The organism is Azospirillum aestuarii (genome assembly GCF_016632405.1).
Classification (GTDB): domain Bacteria; phylum Pseudomonadota; class Alphaproteobacteria; order Azospirillales; family Azospirillaceae; genus Azospirillum; species Azospirillum aestuarii.
On sequence record NZ_JAEPIV010000001.1, the window covers coordinates 103,689 to 120,824 of the forward strand.

The following is a 17,136-nucleotide window of genomic DNA, read 5'->3' on the forward strand; positions in this document are numbered from 1 at the left end:
CGCTTTCGCGGGATGACCGCGGAAAAGCGGCGGCATCCGCGCCCCTGGAATGATACAAACGAACGACGTCGCCGGCCATCCCCATGGGGCACCGGCATGCTACAGAATGCCGCCCGGCCGGGGGAAGTTCCCATGTCCGGGCTTTGGCCGACGGCCGCTTCGCCGACCATCGGCCATCAACGATCTGGAGACCACCCGTGCCGCTGGACATCCGCGTGATCGAGCTTGTCGCTTCCCGCATCTGCCACGACCTCGTGAGCCCGGTGGGAGCGATCCGCAACGGGCTGGAACTGATCGAGGAGATGGAGGACGAGCCCGCCGGGGGCTTTATGGGCGAGGCGGTGAAGCTGATCGAGCATTCCTCCGGGCAGGCCGACCGGCGGCTGCGCGTCTTCCGGCTGGCCTACGGCCTCGCCGGACGGGAGCAGAAGGGCTTCGGCGACACCCGCTCCTCCGCGCAGGGGCTGCTGGAGGGCGGGCGCACCTCGCTGGACTGGCCGGCGGGGGTGCCGAACGATCAACTCGCCTTCAAGCGCGGTGCGTCGAAGGTGTTGCTCAACGTCATCATCCTGGCCGACGAGGCGCTGACCCACGGTGGCACCATCACCGTCGCGGCGGAGGGGGACGAGCAGGCGGGCCGCTTCATCATCACCGCCGCCGGGCGGCCCGGCGCCCTGAAGGACGAGTCCGCGGCGGCGCTGGCCGGCACGGTGGCCGCCGCCGACCTGACCCCGCGCAGCATCCACGCCTATATGACCGGGCGATTCGCGGAGGACGACGGCTACCGCGTCGCCGCCACCCCGGCCGGACCGGACCGGCTGGTCTTCACCGTGGAGTGGTGACGCGGCCTCCGCCGGGGGCGCAACCCGCGCATTGACGACGTGTTTCAAACCGCCGCCGGTCCGGTGCGCGGCGCTTGGTCGTGTTCGCGCACCGCGTGCCGGGCGGTCATAAGCCGCTGCCGCGGCAGCGGCCTTGCGGGCTGTGACCTTGTGCCGGCTGGCTTGGCAAGACGGCGGAGCCCCGAGAGTGGTATCGAAGGAGGTAAGGTTCTCTTAATCAGTGTTTGACAGGCTCCCACCATAGCTGGAAAGGCCCGTACCGGCGGCGTCGCGCACGCCGCCCTCCGGACGGCCCGGCCGGAAACGGATACAATTGCGGGCGTGGGGATCGCGACATGGATGATCTGCTCTCCGAATTCCTGACGGAAACCAACGAGAACCTGTCGGTTCTCGACGTGGAACTGGTCCGTCTGGAGCAGAATCCCAACAATCCGGAACTTCTGTCGAACATCTTCCGTCTTGTGCACACCATCAAGGGCACCTGCGGCTTCCTCGGCCTGCCGCGCCTGGAAAAGGTCGCGCACGCCTCGGAAAACGTGTTGGGCAAGTTCCGCGACGGTGAACTGACCATCAACCCGGAAGCGGTCTCGCTGATCCTTCAGGCGCTGGACACCATCAAGAGCCTGCTGGCGGTGCTGGAGGCGACGGAGGCGGAGCCGCCGGGCGACGATCTGCCGCTGATCGAGCGGCTGAACCTGTGCGCCGAAGGCAAGCTGGGCTCCGGCGCCGCCCCGGCCAAGCCCGCCCCGGCCCCGGAGCCCCCGCCGGCCCCCGCGGTCGCGGCGGCGGAGGTGGCCCCGGCCTCCTCGGGCAACCTCACGCTGGACGAGCTTGAGGCGATCTGGAATTCCACGCCCGGCCCGACCAGCACCGCGCTGGCCCCGGTCGCCGCGGAACCGGCGGAAGAGCCCGCCCCCTCGCACGATCTGGTGGTGCCGGACCCCGATCCGGTCCCCGCCGCCGCCAAGATGCCCGCTCCCGCCGCGGACGCCGCGTCCGGCGCCGGTGCGGGCGGCGAGGCCGCGACGAAGGAATCGGCGGTCGCCGCGCAGACCATCCGCGTCAACGTGGACCTGCTCGAAAACCTGATGACCATGGTGTCGGAGCTGGTGCTGACCCGCAACCAGCTGCTCCAGATCCTGCGGTCGCAGAAGGAGAGCGAGTTCGCCGCCCCGCTGCAGCGTCTGAACCACGTGACGTCGGAGCTGCAGGAAGGCGTCATGAAGACGCGCATGCAGCCCATCGGCAACGCCTGGGCCAAGCTGCCGCGCCTGGTGCGCGACCTGTCGCACGAACTGGGCAAGAAGATCGACCTCCAGATGCTCGGCGCCGACACCGAGCTGGACCGTCAGGTGCTGGAGCTGATCAAGGACCCGCTGACGCACATGGTGCGCAACTCCGCCGACCACGGCCTGGAGGTGCCCGCCGACCGGGTGCGCTCGGGCAAGTCGGAGACCGGGCGGATCACGCTGAACGCCTACCACGAGGGCGGCCACATCATCATCGAGATCCAGGACGACGGCAAAGGCCTGGCGATCGACCGGATCAAGCAGAAGGCGATCCAGAACGGGATGGCCTCGGAAGGCGAGCTGGCGGCGATGTCCGACCAGCAGATCATCCAGTTCATCATGAAGCCCGGCTTCTCGACCGCGGCGAAGGTCACCAACGTGTCGGGCCGCGGCGTCGGCATGGACGTGGTCAAGACCAACATCGAGAAGATCGGCGGCACGATCGAGATCAAGTCCCAGCAGGGCAAGGGCTCGACCTTCGTCATCAAGATCCCGCTGACGCTGGCCATCGTCTCCGCCCTGATCGTGGAGTGCGCCGGCGAGCGCTTCGCCATCCCGCAGATCAGCGTGGTCGAGCTGGTGCGCGCCGCCGCCGACAGCGAGCACACCATCGAGCGGCTGAAGGGCACGCCGGTCCTGCGCCTGCGCAACCGCCTGCTGCCGCTGGTCTCGTTGCAGGAGCTGCTGCGGCTGGACGACCAGGAGGGCGGGGAGAAGAAGACCGACGAGACCTTCATCGTGGTCACGCAGGTCGGCACCTACACCTTCGGCATCATGGTCGACCGCGTGTTCGACACCGAGGAAATCGTGGTGAAGCCGGTGGCGCCGATCCTGCGCCACATCGAGATGTTCTCGGGCAACACCATCCTCGGCGACGGCTCGGTCATCATGATCCTCGACCCGAACGGCATCGCGTCGGCGACCGGCGAGATGGCCATGGGCGAGACCGCGTCGAAGGAGGCGACCTCCGTCCAGGCGACCCGCCAGGAGGACAAGATGGCGCTCCTGCTGTTCCGCGCCGGGGCCGGCGCGCCGAAGGCGGTGCCGCTGTCGCTGGTCGCCCGCCTGGAGGATGTGGACCTCGCCAGCGTCGAATCGTCCAACGGCATGCCGGTGGTCCAGTACCGCGGCAAGCTGATGCCGCTGGTGCCGATCGATCCGGGCTTCATGATCGGCCAGGAAGGCCGCCAGCCGGTTCTGGTCTTCGCCGACGGCGACCGCTCGATGGGGCTGATCGTCGACGAGATCGTCGACATCGTGGAGGAGCGTCTGGTGGTGCAGCTTACCGCCGACCGTCCGGGCCTGATGGGCTCGGCGATCATCGCCGGCAAGGCGACGGACGTGCTCGACGCCGGCTTCTTCCTGACCCAGGCCTACAAGGATTGGTTCGGCTCGTCCTCGACCGATGCGTACGAGGAGGAGAGGGCGCTGCAGCGCGTTCTGCTGGTCGACGACAGCCCCTTCTTCCGCAACCTGCTGACCCCGCTGCTGTCGGTCGCCGGCTACGACGTCACCGCCGTGGAGAACGCCAACGAGGCGCTGGCGCTCTGCGAGGCGGGCGAGGACTTCGACGTCATCGTCTCCGACATCGAGATGCCGGGGATGAGCGGCTTCGACTTCGCCGAGGCGGTCCGCCAGGGCGGCACCCGCTGGAGCGGCACGCCGATGGTCGCCCTGTCCAGCCACGCCTCCCCGCGCGACCTCGACCGCGGCCGTCAGGCCGGGTTCACCGACTATGTCGCCAAATTCGACCGTGACGCGCTGCTGTACGCGCTGCAGCAGACCCTGTCCGAGCAGAAAGGTGCCGCATGAGCAACGCCAAGCTGCCCGCCACCACCAAGAAGTCCAAGGGCGACGAGATCACCTCCGGTGGCAGCCAGGACTACGTGACCATGACGATCGCCGACCAGCTGTTCGGCATCCCGGTCCTGCAGGTCCAGGACGTGCTGGGGCACCAGAGGATCACCCGCATCCCGCTGGCCCCGCCGGAGGTCGCCGGCTCGCTGAACCTGCGCGGGCGCATCGTCACCGCCATCGACGTGCGCCTGCGGCTCGGCCTGACGTCGCGCCCGAAGGACAAGCCGGGCATGTCCATCGTGGTGGACCTGCGCGGCGAACTCTACAGCCTGATGGTCGATTCGGTGGGGGAGGTGCTGAGCCTCTCCAATGATGACTTCGAGCGCAACCCGGCCACCCTCGACCCGCGCTGGCGCGAGGTGTCCACGGGCATCTATCGCCTGAACGGTCAGCTCATGGTGGTTCTGGACGTGCCGCGTCTGCTGAACTTCACCACGATGGAAGCGGCCTGAGGCGAAACCCCGGTCGGTGTGCAAAGCGAAGCCTGAGGCCCGTTCACCATGAAAGTTTGCCTGGTCGTCGACGACAGCCGCGTGGTCCGCAAGGTCGCGCGGAAGATCCTGGAAGAGCTGCACTTCGCCTGCACCGAAGCGGAGGACGGCAAACAGGCCATGGAGGCCTGCGCGCATAAGATGCCGGACGCCATCCTGCTGGACTGGAACATGCCGGTGATGAACGGCATCGAGTTTCTGCGCCGTTTGCGCAAGATGAGCGGCGGGGATTTTCCCAAGGTCGTGTTCTGCACGACGGAGAACGACCTCGCCCACATCCAGGAGGCGCTGTCCGCCGGGGCGAACGAGTACATCATGAAGCCGTTCGACAGCGACATCATCCAGACCAAGTTCCAGCAGGTCGGGCTGCTGTGACCGGCGGGACCACCGCGCCGCGCACCGTTCCGACCCTGAAAGGCTGATTGCGTTATGTCCGATCGTTTCGGCAGACCTCCTCCCCCCGCACCGGCGGGGCATCCGACCGGTGCGGCCGGTGGCGACCCCGTCCGGGTGATGGTGGTCGACGATTCCGCCGTCATTCGTGGCCTTCTGACCCGCGCGCTGGAAGGCGATACCGAAATCCGCGTGGTCGCGTCGGTCGGCGACGGCCAGATGGCGGTCAACGCCCTGCAGCGCAACTCGCTCGACGTCATCGTCCTCGACATCGAGATGCCGGTGATGGACGGGCTGACCGCCATCCCGAAGCTGTTGGCGGTGGCGCCGCAGGTGAAGATCATCATGGCCTCGACGCTGACGCTGCGCGGGGCCGACATCTCCATGCGCTGCCTGTCCGCAGGGGCCGCCGACTACATCCCCAAGCCGACCTCCACCCGCGAAATCGGCGGGGCGGACGCCTTCAAGCGCGAGCTGGTGTCGAAGGTCAAGGCGCTGGGTGCCGCCGCGCGGCGCGCCGGGTCCCGCACCCGCGGCGAGCTGCGCCCGTTGACCCCGATGCCCGCCGCCTTCCTCAAGCGCGAGACGCCGCCCGTCACGCTGCGCCCGGCCCCCGCCGTCGGCTCCGCCGGGCAGGTCAAGCCGGACGTGATCGCGATCGGCAGTTCCACCGGCGGCCCGCAGGCGCTGTTCGAGGTGCTGGCCCATCTGAAGGCCGGCGTCACGCAGCCGATCCTGATCACCCAGCACATGCCGGCGACCTTCACCACCATCCTGGCCGAGCACATCACCCGCCAATGCGGGTTGAACGCCCAGGAGGCGAAGGACGGCGAGCCGATCGTGTCGGGGCGCTGCTACATCGCGCCGGGCGACTTCCACATGCTGGTGACCCAGCGCGCGGGCGCCAACGTGATTTCGCTGACCAAGGACCCGCCGGAGAATTTCTGCCGTCCGGCGGTTGACCCGATGATGAGGACGATCCTCCGCGCCTTCGGTGGGCGCAAGGTTCTCGCCTGCATCCTGACGGGCATGGGGCAGGACGGGCTGAAGGGCTGCACCGAGGTGGTGAACGCCGGCGGCACCCTGATCGCGCAGGACGAGGCGTCCAGCGTCGTGTGGGGCATGCCGGGCGCCGTCGCCCAGGCCGGCATCTGTTCCGCGGTGCTGCCGCTCAAGGAAATCGGTCCCTACATCCGCAAGTTCGCATCGAGGGCAGCATGAGAGTCGAAGATTTCGACATGTTCTCCACGCTGCTCAAGCAGCGTTCCGGCCTGGTCCTGACCCGCGACAAGGCCTACCTGCTCGAATCCCGGCTGATGCCGGTGGCGCGCAAGTGGAACATGAAGGGGCTGGAGGAACTGGCTTCCACCGTGCGGACGCGCAAGGACGAAGCCCTGCTGCGCGACATCACGGAGGCGATGACGACCAACGAGTCGTCCTTCTTCCGCGACCAGAAGCCCTTCGACCAGTTCAAGCAGATCGTCCTGCCGCGGCTGCTCGAGGCACGGTCGGCGAAGCGGTCGATCCGCATCTGGTCGGCGGCCTGCTCGTCGGGGCAGGAGGCCTATTCGCTGGCCATGCTGCTGAACGATGATTCGGCGAAGCTGGCCGGCTGGCGGATCGAGATCGTCGGCACCGACATCTCCGCGGAGATGGTGGAACGCTCCAAGTCGGGCATCTACACCCAGTTCGAGGTGCAGCGCGGCCTGCCGATTCAAATGCTGGTGAAGCATTTCAAACAGCAGGGCGACAAATGGCAGATCAGCCAGCAGCTTCGCCAGATGGCCTCCTTCCGCGAATTCAACCTGTTGGGCGACCTGTCGGGGCTGGGGCAGTTCGACATCGTGTTCTGCCGCAACGTGCTGATCTATTTCGACCAGCCGACCAAGACCAAGGTGCTGGAGGCGATCGCCCGTCAGATGCCGCAGGACGGCGTGCTCTATCTGGGCGGTGCGGAAACCGTGCTGGGCATCACCGACCGCTTCAAGCCGGTGGAAGGCCAGCGCGGCCTCTACAGCCTAGGCGGTTTCCAGGTGCCGAGCGGGCTCAAGGCGGCGGTGTGATGGTGAGGCGGTCGGCGGCGCCTTCCTCCATGATCCAACGGCGGAAAGCGGCGATCTTGGGCCGGTCGGCGGTCACCTCCGGGCAGACGAGGTAGTAACCGAAGTCTCCCGGCAGGGCGAGGTCGAACAGCCGGGTCAGCCGCCCACTCGCCAACTCCTCCAACACCAGGGTGCCGCGTGCCATGGCGATGCCCTGACCATTTTCCGCGGCTTCGATGGCGATGCCGATCTCGTCGAAGACCATCTCGGAGCTTGGCTTCAGATCACCCAACCCGGCCATGGCCAGCCACGTCGCCCAATAGCTGTGGCCGGTTTCCTCGACCAAAACATGATGGCGCAGGTCGGCGGGTTGCCGCAGCGGCGTCGGTCCCTGCAGCAAGGCCGGGCTGCACACCGGGAACACCGCGTCGTCGAGGAAGCGGTCGGCCCGCAACCCCTCCCACCGGCCGAGGCCATGGCGAAGCCCGATGTCGATGTCGGCTTCGCGCTCGAAATCGATCTCGTGCTGGCTGACGCTGATCCGCAGATGGATTTCCGGGTGGCGGGCGCGGAAGCGGCCGATGCGGCTCATCAGCCAGCGGCTGGCGAAGGAGGGCGAAACGCTCATCGTCAGCACGCCGGAGCGCTCATGCTCCATCACCCGCTCCAGACCGGTGGCCAGCCGTGCGAAGGCGTCGCGCACGCTGGGCAGCAGGAGCTGGCCGGCATCGGTCAGAACCAGCGCCTGATTCAGCCGGCGGAACAGCCGGATGCCCAGCCGATCCTCCAGCGTGCGGATCTGGTGGCTGATCGCGCTCTGGGTAACGTTCAGCTCCTCCGCCGCGCGGGTGAAGCTGAGATGGCGCGCCGCCGCTTCGAAGGCGCGCAGGCCGTTGAGGGGAGGGATCTGCATGGGTCCGCATCCGCCGGATTGTTGCCCGGCCGCATGAAATTCTCTCATGCAGGTTAGAGAAAGCATCCTTTGCGGACAAGCCGCTTCCGGGTGCATTCCTAGGGAACGGAATTCATCAAGCGGAGTGTCGGATCATGGGCAGGAGAGCGCTGGGCGTCGTTTCCGCAGACCGGGACATGACGTCCCCCGGCGGCGCGTGGCGGTTCGTGGCGCGGGCGTTCGGGGAGATGCTGGGGATGATCGAGCGCCACCGGCAGCGCCGCTCCCTGGCGGCGCTGGACGACCATCTGCTGCGCGATGTCGGGTTGAGCCGCACCGAAGCCCGCCGCGAATCCGACAAGGCGTTCTGGCAGGAATGACCGCGGCAGGCGGCAGGCCTGAGCCCGCCGCCTGCCGGTATGAAAAATGGCTTTTCTGGGCAGCCGGCGGTCAGCCGGCCGCCTGGGCCTGCTGGTGCGGGACGCGCGGGAGCGGGGACGCTTCCTCGTGCGGGTCGCGCAGCACGTAGCCGCGGCCCCACACCGTCTCGATATAGTTGTCGCCCTGGGTGGCGGCGGCCAGCTTCTTGCGCAGCTTGCAGACGAAGACGTCGATGATCTTCAGCTCCGGCTCGTCCATGCCGCCGTAGAGATGGTTCAGGAACATCTCCTTGGTCAGGGTGGTGCCCTTGCGCAGGGACAGCAGCTCCAGGATGCCGTATTCCTTGCCGGTCAGGTGAAGCGGCTGGTTGTCCACCTCCACCGTGCGGGTGTCCAGGTTCACGGTCAGGCGGCCGGTGCGGATGATGCTGTCGGAATGGCCCTTGGAGCGGCGGACGATGGCCTGGATGCGGGCGATCAACTCGCGCTTGTCGAAGGGCTTGGTCAGGTAGTCGTCGGCGCCGAAGCCCAGACCCTTGATCTTATGGTCAAGCTCCGACAGGCCGGAAAGAATGAGGATCGGCGTGGTCACACGGGCGGCGCGCAGGCGGCGCAGCACCTCGTAGCCGTCGATGTCCGGCAGCATCAGGTCGAGGATGATGATGTCGTAATCGTACAGCTTGCCGATTTCGAGTCCATCCTCACCGAGGTCGGTAGAGTCGACGATGTAGCCTTCCGACTGGAGCATCAGTTCGATGCTTTTGGCCGTGGAGGAGTCGTCTTCGACCAGCAGAACCCTCATGGCGATATCCCGATGTTTGATGGCGCGTTTCTGGCTTCCGAAGCGGCGTTGCTGTCCCGCAGTTCCTTAACCAATTCCCTTAACAGATCCGCTCGTCTGTTTACACAGGTTAACAGACGATTCAGCTTAACGCCAGAGGCATAGCACTTCATTTAACGTTAATGTTTTTGGACGAGCATGACGCGGGCGGCATGGCGGCGAGCTTTCGGCCCACCGCAAATTGCGCCGTCCGCGCCCGGCTCACCCGTCCCAATTCCGTCCGCTGATCCGCAAGACCGTGCCCGCCGACGTCGCCCGCATCCTTCAGGAAATCGAGTCCGTGTCCGGTTGCAGCCGGTTCGGGCGGGTCACCGCCGTGCTCGGCCTGCTGGTCGAGGTCGGGGGGATCGAGAAGGAGTTGTCGGTGGGCGGCCGCTGCATCGTCGAATCCCGCGACGGTCGGCAGGTCCCCTGCGAGGTGGTGGGCTTCCGCCAGGGCCGCGCGCTGCTGATGCCCTTCGGCTCCATCGACGGGGTCGGGCTGGGCTGCCGCGCGCTGGTGTCGGACAGCCAGCCCATGGTCTTCCCGACGGAGGCGTGGCTCGGCCGCGTCATCAACGCGCTGGGCGAGCCGGTGGACGGCAAGGGACCGCTGCCCAAGGGGACCCACGGCGTTCCCATCCGCAACAACCCGCCGCCCGCCCATTCCCGCGCCCGCGTGGGCGAGAAGCTGGACCTGGGCATCCGCGCCATCAACGCCTTCCTCACCTGCTGCCGCGGCCAGCGCATGGGCATCTTCGCCGGCTCCGGTGTCGGAAAGTCGTCGGTGATGTCGATGCTCGCGCGCTTCTCCGCCGCGGAGGTCGCGGTGATCGGGCTGATCGGCGAACGCGGGCGCGAGCTTCAGGAGTTCATCACCGAGGATCTGGGGGAGGAAGGCCTGTCGCGCAGCGTCGTGGTCTGCGCCACCTCCGACGAGGCGCCGCTGATGCGCCGCCAGGCCGCCTACATGACGCTGGCCGTGGCGGAGGCCTTCCGCGACGCCGGCTGCAACGTGCTGTGCATGATGGACAGCGTGACCCGCTTCGCCATGGCCCAGCGCGAGATCGGCCTGTCGGCCGGCGAGCCGCCGACGACCAAGGGCTATCCCCCGACCGTCTTCGCCGAGCTGCCGCGCCTGCTGGAGCGCGCCGGGCCGGGCCTGAGCGGGTCGGGCTCCATCACCGGCCTGTTCACCGTGCTGGTCGAGGGCGACGACCACAACGAACCCATCGCCGATGCCGTGCGCGGCATCCTGGACGGCCACATCGTCCTGGAGCGCCAGATCGGAGAGCGCGGGCGCTACCCGGCCATCAACATCCTGCGCAGCGTGTCGCGCACCATGCCCGGCTGCAACTCCCCCATGGAGAATGAGCTGGTGAACCATGCGCGGCGGCTGATGTCGTCGTACGACAACATGGCGGAGATGATCCGCCTAGGCGCCTACCGCAAGGGCACCGACCCGCAGGTGGACGAGGCCATCCATTTCCAGCCGGCCTTGGAGGCCTTCCTGAAGCAGGGCAAGCGCGAGGCGACCGACCTCGACAACAGCTACGCCCAGCTTGCCGCCATTTTCGGCATTGAACAGTGGCCGCCGCAAGAATGAGCAGTCTGAAGACCATCATCCGCCTCCAGAAATGGAAACTCGACGAGAAGCGCCGGGCGCTGGCGGAACTCCAGAGCCTTGCCGACCGACTCCAGGCCGAGATCGAGCGGCTGAAGGAAGAGATCGCCGCGGAGCGTGATACCGCCCGCGGCAACGTCGAATACGCCTTCACATACAGCAACTACATCCAGGCGGCGATGGAGCGCGGCAAGCGCCTGACCCAGTCCATGGGGCAGGTGGAGGCACAGATCGCCGTCGCCACCGACGAGATGGCCGAAGCCTTCCAGGAGCTGAAGCGCTACGAACTGGCCGAGGAGGAGCGGCTGAAGCGCGAGAAGGAGAAGCTGAAGCGCAAGGAGGCCAACATGCTGGACGAAACGGCTCTGGTCGGCTTCCGCCGCCGCCAGCAGGAGGAGAGCAGCGTCGAATCCTGACGCGCTGGCCTGTTCCCATCAGGTCGCCATGGCGTTGTCGGCGGGAAGATCCGAATAGGACACCACGCGCGCACGGCCGGCGCGCTTGGCGGCGTACAGCGCCCGATCGGCGTTCTGAAGCGCCATGGTGAGGTCCGCCGCGTCCGACGGCCAAAGCGCGGTGCCGATGCTGCACCCGATCCGGATGTCGAGCCCGTCGGCCATGATCGGGGCGGATACGCTGTCGATGATCCGTCTGGCAACGTCCCGCGCATAATGCCCCTGTTGGCCGTCCGGCACGGAGAGGAGCACCGCGAACTCGTCGCCGCCGAGGCGCGCGGCGAAATCGCCGTGACGCACGCAACGCGCCAACCGGTTGCCGATCTCCTTCAACACCATGTCGCCGGTGTGGTGGCCGTGCTGGTCGTTGATCGGCTTGAACCCGTCGAGGTCGATGTAGAGGATCGCCAGCGGATCGCGATCCTGCACCGGTTGATCCTGAAGGCGCTCCACGTGGGCTTCGAAGAAGCGCCGGTTGGCAAGCCCGGTCAGGCGATCCTCGAAGGCGATGGCGCTCAGCGTCCGCCCCATCGTCCGCATCGCCAGGGCAACCTGGCTGAACTCGGACGTGTGGACCGGCGCGGGCGTGCAGGGGGCATGGGGATCGAAGAAGTCCGACGACAGGAAGGCCGCCGACGCCTTGAGGTCCCGCAGGCCGCGCAGGACCATCACCTCCATCAGCACCCAAACCCCTCCGACGATGAGAAGCACCACGCCGGTCATGATGCCGGTTCCCAGCAGCAGGTTCCGGTCGGCCGCCGCCAGGATGTCGTCGCGCGCGACCGCGACGACGATCTTGGCGCCGGTTTCCTCCAGGGTCGAGAAACCGCTGATCCGGGGAACGCCGTCCAGCCCGTCGTCTTCGATGATTCCCGCCTCTTCCCGCAGGATCTTGCCGATCATCGGATGATCGGCCATTGATCGCCCGACAATCCCCTGCGGGTCCGGCACGCGCGCGAGGGTCGTCCCCTGGGAATCGAACAGCGAGACGATCCCGCCGGACTCGCGGGCAATCTCGGCGGACAGTTCCGCAAGCCAGCTCAGATCCACCCCGCCCACCAGCACGCGGATGACCGACCCGTCATCGCCGAGAATCGGCAGGGCGGCGACCACACGGGGCTGTTTGCTGTTCTGGCCGATCAGGAAGTTGCTGACCGTGAAGTCGCGCGTCGCCAGAGCCTTCTGGAAATAGTCACGCTCGGCGAGATTTGCCGGCCGGTTGTCGTTGCTGCTGCACAGCAGCCTCCCGTCGGGATTGAACACTCCGAAACCGGAGGCCCAGGGATAGAGGTCGGTCGCCTGCTTCAACAAGGTCGCACAACGTCCGGGGCTCGCCTCCCGGATGTCGGGAACGAGGGTGAGAAGCTGGAGGACGCTGCGGGCCTGCTGCACGATCTGCGCCTGCTGCTGCGCCCCCCGGTCGGCCAGCAGGCGGGTGGCCTCGCGCGCCCGCTCGATGTCCTGGCTGCGTTCCTGGAGCAGAAGGACGACGACCAGACCCACCATTGGAAGAAGGGCGAGCAGGATGAAGGCTTCGAGGCGTGCGCGAAGCCCAACGCGCGCCCACAGGCTTTGGGCGCGCCTTAATATTCGTGTACGTTTCAACGGACTCTTCCACGCGCCGACCGACCCGCTTTATTCTCATGCGGGTTGAGGAAATCAAGCGGTGAACGCTGTGGCGCGGCGCGGTGCAGCCATGCTCGACGGGTGGTGAGGCGGGGATCGGGGGATCAGACGCGCCGCATCCGGGCGAAAAGATGCGGGTTGTCCCAACCGGGCTGGCGGTCCTCGATGACCACACGCTGGGGGACGGGCAGGGTCCGCTCCACCGTGACCTCCACCCAGCGGGGGATCAACTCGTTGTTCAGGTCGTCGAGCACGGCGATGGCCAGCGCTTCCGGCCCGGCGGCCGCCGCGGTGTCGGACAGGGCGCCGAGATAGGCGGCGACGCCGTCCGGCGTGGCGACCGCGCGGTCGGGGACGTAGCGCAGGGTCAGGCGGGTGCCGGGCGCCGGTTCCCCGTGCAGCTCCACCAGATAGTCGTGGCGGGCGTCCGGGTTGGCGGCGGTGGTCAGAAGCTCGCGGCGGTGCATGGCGTCCAGGCTCGTCAGGCGGTGTAGCTGCTGCCGCCGGCCCCGGTCCGGGTCAGCTTGACCCAGCACTTGGCGCCGGACTGGAAGGACAGGCCGCCGATGTAGCCGACGGCGCGGATGCTGTCCGCGAAAATCTGGATCAGGTCCAGACGGATTGCTGGGGTCAGCGGGGTGTGGCTGCGCAGGATCAGGTCGAACCGGTTGGGCTGCACCAGCCCGTCGAGCTGCATGGGACCGAGGCGGCTGAGGTCCAGGTCGAGCAGGAAGCGGCTGCCCGTTTCGCCGGCCTTGCCGCGCTTCTTGCCGTCCTCGTCGGAATGGATGGGGTGGATATGCAGCTTGATCGGCAGCAACCCGTTGGCGTCCATCATCGGCAGGGTGTAGGGGCGCCAGTCGCCGGGGAGGGGATCGCCGGCCTGCTGCTGTAGGCTGCGGAACTCGCGCTCCAGCTGGGACAGCAGGCTTCCCTGGCCGGATCTTTCCAGGGCGGAGGCGGCGTCCTCCCCCAACCAGCCGCGGGCGTCGCCGCCGCGGATCGCCGAGAGAAAGAAACTCATCGCAGCGCCAAGCTTGCGGTTCGGCTGCGGCATCACCGTGCCGATCAGCGCCTGCGCGGCGGAGCGGTCCACCCCGGCCAGGGCGGTAAGGAGCTGGCGCATGGCGGGCCAGTCCCGCTCGCTCAGCGGCCCCGGTTCCGCGGTGAGCGGGGGCGGAGCGGTCTGGAGGGCTCTGGCCGGGTCGGTCAGGGCGACGGTGACGGCGCTGCCCGGCGGCAGGCTCGCCTGGACGTTCAGCGCCAGCATGCCCTGCGGCGTGGCGAGGATCGGCTGCCCCTGCGGCGTGCTGCCGGCCACCATGCCCTTCAGAACCGGCCCGTCGGGCGTCTCCGGAGTCGCCGGGGAGGCGCCGGGGTCCACACTGGGCATCGTGAGCGTTGCGGTCGGGGCTGCGGCGCCGCGCGGTGGGGTGGGGGGCGCGGAAGCGGGTTGGGGTGGAGCACCGTCCTTGCGGGGCGGGTTGCCGGCGTTCTGGCCGTCCGGTGGGAGAGACCCGTCGTCCGGCGGGGCGGCCTGCGGCTGGTCCGGCGGTGGGGTGACGGTCAGGATCTTTAGCGCGACGGTGCCGCCCTGGGTCAGGACCGGCTCCCCGGCTGGCTTCAAAGAGGCCGGCTTCGAAGAGGGTGCGGGCTCAGGAAGTTCCCCACCGGGATGCGCCGCGTCGCCGCCGAGTTCCACCGTGGCGTCGAGCATCGGCTTGCCGGGGAGAGGCGGCATCGTTCCCGACGGGGTGGGGGGTGCCTGCGGAGGAGCGGGGGCGGCGCTTGGCTGACTGGTCGGTGACGGTGCTGGGCTGGTGCCGCCGTCCATGATGGAATGGGGTGGTGGAGTTGCCGGGGAGGTGGTGGCCTGGCCGGGCAGGGCCGGGGCCGCACCGGGCGGAGCCGGGGGCTTCGGCGCCGCGGCGATGACCAGCGCGGGAACGATGGTGCCCGGCAGCAGCAGGGGAAGCGGCTGGCCCGCCGGTCCCACCGTCGGCGTGGCGGGCGTCGGGGTGGGCAGGATCACGACCGGCGTCGCCGAGCCCTGAGGCCGCGCCGCACCGGTCTGGCCGGGGATGGTCTGCGCCGGCCCGCTCGTCGGCGGTGGCGTCGAAACGTTCGGCGCGGTGGTCGAGGGGGCGGTCTGAGTGCCCTGGGTCAGCACCAGCACCTTCGCCGCGAGGCTCTGGCTGGGGGACGCCGCGGCTGGATCGGTCGATGCGGCCTGTTCCAGCAACACCTGCGCCGGGGTGATCTGGAGCGTCACCGGCTTGTCGGCGGGCAGCGGCGTCGGCGTTTGCACAAGCACCTCGCCGGCCTGGGTGCGCACGCGGGTTACGCCCTCCGGCGTGGTGCCGACGACGGTGCCGGTCAGCACCACCGGGCGGACGATGTCCTGCAAGCGCTCAGGCAGGGCCTTGACCGTGCCCTCGGCGACCGCCACCGGCGCGGGCGCGGGGGTGGCCGCCACGGGGGCGGCGGGCGTGCCGCCGGCCGGGGGTGGAAGGGCGCCCCCCATCCCCGACTTACTGGCCGTTCAGAAGCCGCTGGGCGATGGCCAGCACGTCCCGCGCGGCGTCGGAGCTCGGGGAGCGGGTCAGCAGCGGCGACTGGTTGCGGATGGCGTCGCGCACCTTCAGGTCGCGGCGGATGATGCCGGCCAGGGCGGGCTTGTATTTCAGGAAGTTCTGGCAGGCTTTCAGAATCGTGCCGTAGGTGCGCTCCCCGTCCTTCACGCTCTGCGCCATGTTGACCACGACGCGCAGGTCGGCGGTGGGGTTGGTGGCGTGGGTCAGCTTGATGAAGGCGTAGGCGTCGGTCAGCGACGTCGGCTCGTCCGTCGTCACCACCAGCGTCGTCCCGGCCGGGCCGGACAGGGTGCGCACCGTGCGGTCCACGCCGGCGCCCATGTCCATAATGACGCAGTCGTAGCGCCGCGCCAGTTCCATCAGGTCGTTGCGCAGGCCGGACAGGCGCTGGCTCGGCAACTGGGCGAGCGTCCCGGAGCCGGAGCGGCCGGCGATGATGTCGAAGCCGCCCTCGGTGTAGCGCTGGGCCGCGCGGCCCAGCGTCACGTCGCCGTTGATCACCGCGCCGAGATCGTTCTTGGGCTGGAAGCCGAGCTGGATGTCGACGTTGGCAAGGCCGAGGTCGCCGTCGAACAGCAGCGAATTCTTGCCCATCTTGGTCAGCGCGTGGGCGAGCGTGATCGAGAACCACGTCTTGCCGACGCCGCCCTTTCCGCTGGCCACGGCGATGACGTTGGCACCGCGCAGCGGGTGAACGTTCTTGAGGGCGGCCGGAAACACCGGATCGGTCATGGGATGGTCCTCGACGAAGAACGAACGGCTTTGGTCTTGGTGGCGGCCGCCGGTTTGGGCCGGTTGCGCGCCGCCTTGTCCTCGGCGGGCATCATCAGGCGGGCGAAGGCCACCGGGTTCAACGGTGTCAGCCCCTCGGCCACCTTGGAGGAAACGCTGGCGTTGCAGAAGGCCATCCGCGCGCGGTGCGCGGTGCCCAGGAGACTGCCCAGCCGACGCGCCATGTCGAGCCGGGTGATCAGCATCCGCCGCACGCCCAGCGCCTTGAAGGATTGGGCGATGTCGGCGGCTTCCATGGCGTCCAGCCCGGCGGGCAGCACGAGGATCGGCTCGGCCACCCCGGCGGACAGCAGGGCCTTGAGGTCGGCCATGTCTTCCCGGTTGTAGGGGTTGCGTCCGGCGGTATCCACCAGGACGACGTCGGCGCCACGGCTGACCTCGAACGCGCCCGCGAGCGCGTCGGGGTCTTCCACCGTCGCCAGTTTGATTTTCATCAGACGTGTGAAGGCGGCCAACTGTTCCATGCCGCCGGCGCGAACCGTGTCGGTGGTGATCACGCCGACCGAGCGTTTGCGGAACACCGCCTGGGCGGCCAGCTTGGCGACGATCAGCGTCTTGCCGCTGCCCGGCGGGCCGACCAGGATCAGCGGCTTGTTGCCGCCGCGCCGGTCCTGCAGCGGGCTGAAGGTGAACATGGAGTCGAGCGCGGCGCCCAGCGCCAGCGCGGGGTCGTCGGTGTCCAGCCCGGCGGCGGCGTCGATCAGCTGCTCGGCCAGCGCGGCGGGAACGCCGTGGCGGTGCAGCACGTCGGCCACCACCTCGCCCACGTCGATCTCCGGCTCCTCCTCGACCACCACCATGGGGCGGGCGGTCCTGGCGGGCTGGGCCGTGCGCGCCTGCGCCATCAGCAGATCGTCGTCCTCCACCGCCGCGGTCACGCGAACGCCGCCGCCTTCCTCCTCGCGCGTGGCGACGATGATGGCATCGTCGCCCAGCGTCTGGCGGACCATGCGCATGGCTTCGGACATGGACTTGGCGTGGAACGACTTCAGCCGCATCGGCTCGCTCCCCGCCCGTCACACTGGTTCGTCATGGCCTG

The 17,136-nt window shown here is 68.4% G+C and carries 16 protein-coding genes; 9 read left to right on the top strand and 7 right to left on the bottom strand.

Annotation, left to right across the window (positions count from 1 at the left end):
- The first annotated feature begins 197 nt into the window (after positions 1 to 197).
- The 6 genes from JJL56_RS00505 (at position 198) to JJL56_RS00530 (ending at position 6,935) form a co-directional block, all read left to right on the top strand.
- Positions 198 to 842, top strand: coding sequence for a histidine phosphotransferase family protein (locus tag JJL56_RS00505; protein ID WP_200483801.1), 645 nt, complete (start codon positions 198 to 200; stop codon positions 840 to 842).
- Between the two features lie 335 nt (positions 843 to 1,177).
- Positions 1,178 to 3,943, top strand: a complete 2,766-nt coding sequence (locus JJL56_RS00510) for a hybrid sensor histidine kinase/response regulator (RefSeq protein ID WP_145627211.1) — start codon at positions 1,178 to 1,180, stop codon at positions 3,941 to 3,943.
- Positions 3,940 to 4,440: a chemotaxis protein CheW gene (locus JJL56_RS00515; RefSeq protein WP_014198311.1), complete on the top strand. Its 501-nt coding sequence runs from the start codon at positions 3,940 to 3,942 to the stop codon at positions 4,438 to 4,440. Before JJL56_RS00510 ends, JJL56_RS00515 begins: the two co-directional genes overlap by 4 nt.
- A 48-nt stretch (positions 4,441 to 4,488) precedes the next feature.
- Positions 4,489 to 4,854 (top strand): response regulator, encoded by a 366-nt coding sequence (locus JJL56_RS00520; protein ID WP_145627210.1) that lies wholly within the window; start codon positions 4,489 to 4,491, stop codon positions 4,852 to 4,854.
- Between the two features lie 138 nt (positions 4,855 to 4,992).
- Positions 4,993 to 6,093, top strand: coding sequence for a protein-glutamate methylesterase/protein-glutamine glutaminase (locus JJL56_RS00525; protein ID WP_186453000.1), 1,101 nt, complete (start codon positions 4,993 to 4,995; stop codon positions 6,091 to 6,093).
- Positions 6,090 to 6,935 carry a CheR family methyltransferase gene (locus JJL56_RS00530; protein WP_145627206.1) on the top strand — a complete coding sequence of 282 codons (846 nt, stop codon included), beginning with the start codon at positions 6,090 to 6,092 and terminating at the stop codon, positions 6,933 to 6,935. Before JJL56_RS00525 ends, JJL56_RS00530 begins: the two co-directional genes overlap by 4 nt.
- Here the strand turns inward: JJL56_RS00530 and JJL56_RS00535 are convergent.
- A complete protein-coding gene (locus JJL56_RS00535) occupies positions 6,919 to 7,827 on the bottom strand; it encodes a transcriptional regulator GcvA (RefSeq protein WP_145627204.1) in 909 nt (302 codons plus the stop codon). The genes JJL56_RS00530 and JJL56_RS00535 overlap by 17 nt on opposite strands.
- Positions 7,828 to 8,003: 176 nt before the next feature.
- On the opposite strand from JJL56_RS00535, the gene JJL56_RS00540 reads away from it, so the two are divergent.
- Positions 8,004 to 8,186: a DUF1127 domain-containing protein gene (locus JJL56_RS00540; protein ID WP_145627203.1), complete on the top strand. Its 183-nt coding sequence runs from the start codon at positions 8,004 to 8,006 to the stop codon at positions 8,184 to 8,186.
- A 70-nt stretch (positions 8,187 to 8,256) separates the two neighbouring features.
- Here the strand turns inward: JJL56_RS00540 and ctrA are convergent, their stop codons facing one another.
- Positions 8,257 to 8,988 carry a response regulator transcription factor CtrA gene (gene ctrA / locus JJL56_RS00545; RefSeq protein ID WP_145627202.1) on the bottom strand — a complete coding sequence of 244 codons (732 nt, stop codon included), beginning with the start codon at positions 8,986 to 8,988 and terminating at the stop codon, positions 8,257 to 8,259.
- Between the two features lie 277 nt (positions 8,989 to 9,265).
- Between ctrA and fliI the strand changes: the two genes are divergently transcribed.
- Together fliI and JJL56_RS00555 are read left to right on the top strand one after the other, a co-directional pair.
- Positions 9,266 to 10,612, top strand: a complete 1,347-nt coding sequence (fliI, locus tag JJL56_RS00550) for a flagellar protein export ATPase FliI (RefSeq protein ID WP_145627326.1) — start codon at positions 9,266 to 9,268, stop codon at positions 10,610 to 10,612.
- Complete coding sequence (locus tag JJL56_RS00555) at positions 10,609 to 11,046, top strand: flagellar FliJ family protein (protein ID WP_200483802.1); 438 nt, start codon at positions 10,609 to 10,611, stop codon at positions 11,044 to 11,046. The genes fliI and JJL56_RS00555 overlap by 4 nt, the downstream gene beginning before the upstream one ends.
- A gap of 18 nt (positions 11,047 to 11,064) precedes the next feature.
- Here JJL56_RS00555 and JJL56_RS00560 read toward each other — a convergent pair whose 3' ends face one another.
- The 5 genes from JJL56_RS00560 to JJL56_RS00580 form a co-directional block, all read right to left on the bottom strand.
- Positions 11,065 to 12,690, bottom strand: coding sequence for a sensor domain-containing diguanylate cyclase (locus tag JJL56_RS00560; protein ID WP_200483803.1), 1,626 nt, complete (start codon positions 12,688 to 12,690; stop codon positions 11,065 to 11,067).
- 125 nt (positions 12,691 to 12,815) lie between these two features.
- Positions 12,816 to 13,178 carry a hypothetical protein gene (locus JJL56_RS00565; protein ID WP_200483804.1) on the bottom strand — a complete coding sequence of 121 codons (363 nt, stop codon included), beginning with the start codon at positions 13,176 to 13,178 and terminating at the stop codon, positions 12,816 to 12,818.
- 14 nt (positions 13,179 to 13,192) lie between these two features.
- Positions 13,193 to 15,235 carry a hypothetical protein gene (locus JJL56_RS00570; RefSeq protein ID WP_211111735.1) on the bottom strand — a complete coding sequence of 681 codons (2,043 nt, stop codon included), beginning with the start codon at positions 15,233 to 15,235 and terminating at the stop codon, positions 13,193 to 13,195.
- A 7-nt stretch (positions 15,236 to 15,242) separates the two neighbouring features.
- Positions 15,243 to 16,037 (bottom strand): MinD/ParA family protein, encoded by a 795-nt coding sequence (locus JJL56_RS00575; RefSeq protein ID WP_014198325.1) that lies wholly within the window; start codon positions 16,035 to 16,037, stop codon positions 15,243 to 15,245.
- Positions 16,034 to 17,095, bottom strand: coding sequence for a flagellar biosynthesis protein FlhF (locus JJL56_RS00580; protein WP_145627194.1), 1,062 nt, complete (start codon positions 17,093 to 17,095; stop codon positions 16,034 to 16,036). The genes JJL56_RS00575 and JJL56_RS00580 overlap by 4 nt, the downstream gene beginning before the upstream one ends.
- Between the last annotated feature and the right edge of the window lie 41 nt (positions 17,096 to 17,136).